The sequence below is a fragment of the Gemmatimonas sp. genome (assembly GCF_041689975.1).
GTDB lineage: Bacteria > Gemmatimonadota > Gemmatimonadetes > Gemmatimonadales > Gemmatimonadaceae > Gemmatimonas.
In genome coordinates this window covers 1-1,612 of the sequence record NZ_JBDNFF010000256.1, presented here as the reverse complement: position 1 = coordinate 1,612, position 1,612 = coordinate 1, and the positions used below count along the sequence as shown (strand labels likewise).

Below are 1,612 nucleotides of genomic sequence, written 5' to 3'. Positions count from 1 at the left end.
GGCGCCCGTCGCGCCCCGTCGATCCTCCGGATGCGTGGCGAGCCATTCGCACAATTGCTCGGCGTCGCGCATGAGCCGCTCGTGGCGCTGTGGCGTCTTCGCGGCGAGCGTGGGCTCCACGTCGGCCGTGTCGTTGGCGCGGTGGCGCTCCAGCATGGTCGTTGCGGCGGCCTCCAACTTCGTGGCCTAGCGCTCGAAGTCGGCGCGTGTGCCGCTTCGCTGCTTCGACGCGTTACTCGGCAGCTTCACGCCGTCGTTCGCGAACATCTCGCGCCCGATCAGGCCTTGGCTGTCGCACACCGCGAGGACCGCCGCGAAGATCGGCGCGATGTCGGAGCCTGGCGTGCTCACGAAGTGCGCGATCGTCGTGAAGTGCGGACGCGTGTCGCCGCAGCGGTAGATAAACGTGACGTGTTGCTTGCAGGCGCGCGCGATGGCGCGGCTACTGACGATCCCGCGCCAGCAGGCGAAAAGGACCACCTGCAACCACGTCTTCGGTGGATACGCCGGCGCCCCCGTCGCGTCGTTCTTGTATCGCGCGTGCCGGTTTTACGGCAAACGTCACCGATACTCAGCGGCAACACGCGCGGCCTCTTCGCCGGTGCATCGGCTCGCTGGCGCGAGTCGCGCGGTGATGAGGCATCCGCTTGGCGACTCTTGTCAAACTCGCAGACCGAGGTTGCCGACGGCATCGACACTTCCGGCCGTGGCGCGGTCGATCTCGCTGTCGAGAGGCGTCTGCCGCACAACATCAGAGCCGTGTTTCCCCCGTCATCGGCGCCTCGCTCGGTGCAATGCGCGTGCAACGATTCTGGAATTCTGGCGGGTGGCAGACCGTGCGCGGAGAAGTGTCGGGCACGCAGCGGGGTGACGCGTTCTGGAGCGGCCGCGGTGAGCTCCTCTACGAAGGCTTGCGACGCTTCCATCCGTCGGTCGTTGTCGACCAAGGCTGGGCCGGTGCGCGGAGCGATCTCGTCACCAAGACGTCTCAGCTTCGCTCGGCAGCTGCCGGTTTCGCCTTCGTTGGTAGTCCGTTCAGCCCCGACGCCGCTCGACCGCTCGGTGCCGGTGGTACCTGGCGCGTGAACGCTTACGCCGTCACGCGATTCTGAAGATCGTGCGCGCGAGGGTACCATTGGTCGGTCACGTCCGCGTACGGCGCCAGCGGCGTGAACAGTGTGTCCTTTCCATTGGATCTCACTCCCTGAACGCGATGAATCAACTCGTTTCACGTTGCTGGCTTTTCACGTCGCCTCAGGAGTGCTGGTACTGGCGGCTGCGGTGGTTTCGTTCGTGTCCAGGTGGCTGGATCTGCCGCACCGGACCCATGTCGTCAGTGGTTTGGCGTTTGTGATCGGTATGTCCAGCATCGTGATCACGGCGGCTGTGCTGTCCTTGATCAGACCCAACGCCTTCTTGTTCCTGACCGCCCTGCTCAGTACTTACTGACAAGGCCGCTAATTACTGCGTAGTGCCGTCATACGGCGTACTGCACGTGCTTCTCGTGGAACAGATTCTGCATGATCTGCGGGTGCCTCTGGCAGCGGACGAGATGTCGGCGCACGGGAGCCATCATCTCGGCCACCGCATCACGCGAACGTCCGCCTTGTTC

2 protein-coding genes and 1 pseudogene are annotated in these 1,612 nt (G+C 64.7%); 2 read left to right on the top strand and 1 reads right to left on the bottom strand.

Annotated elements, in window-relative coordinates; translation table 11 throughout:
• Positions 1–186 precede the first annotated feature (186 nt).
• A pseudogene (locus ACESNG_RS16200) lies at positions 187–504 on the bottom strand (transposase); the annotation flags it as partial.
• A gap of 332 nt (positions 505–836) precedes the next feature.
• On the opposite strand from ACESNG_RS16200, the gene ACESNG_RS16195 reads away from it, so the two are divergent.
• The gene (locus tag ACESNG_RS16195; RefSeq protein WP_373069769.1) at positions 837–1,112 is read left to right on the top strand and encodes a hypothetical protein; all 276 of its coding nucleotides are present in this window, start codon (positions 837–839) and stop codon (positions 1,110–1,112) included.
• Between the two features lie 121 nt (positions 1,113–1,233).
• Entirely contained in the window at positions 1,234–1,449 is a 216-nt protein-coding gene (locus ACESNG_RS16190) for a hypothetical protein (RefSeq protein ID WP_373063209.1), read from the top strand.
• Positions 1,450–1,612 lie beyond the last annotated feature (163 nt).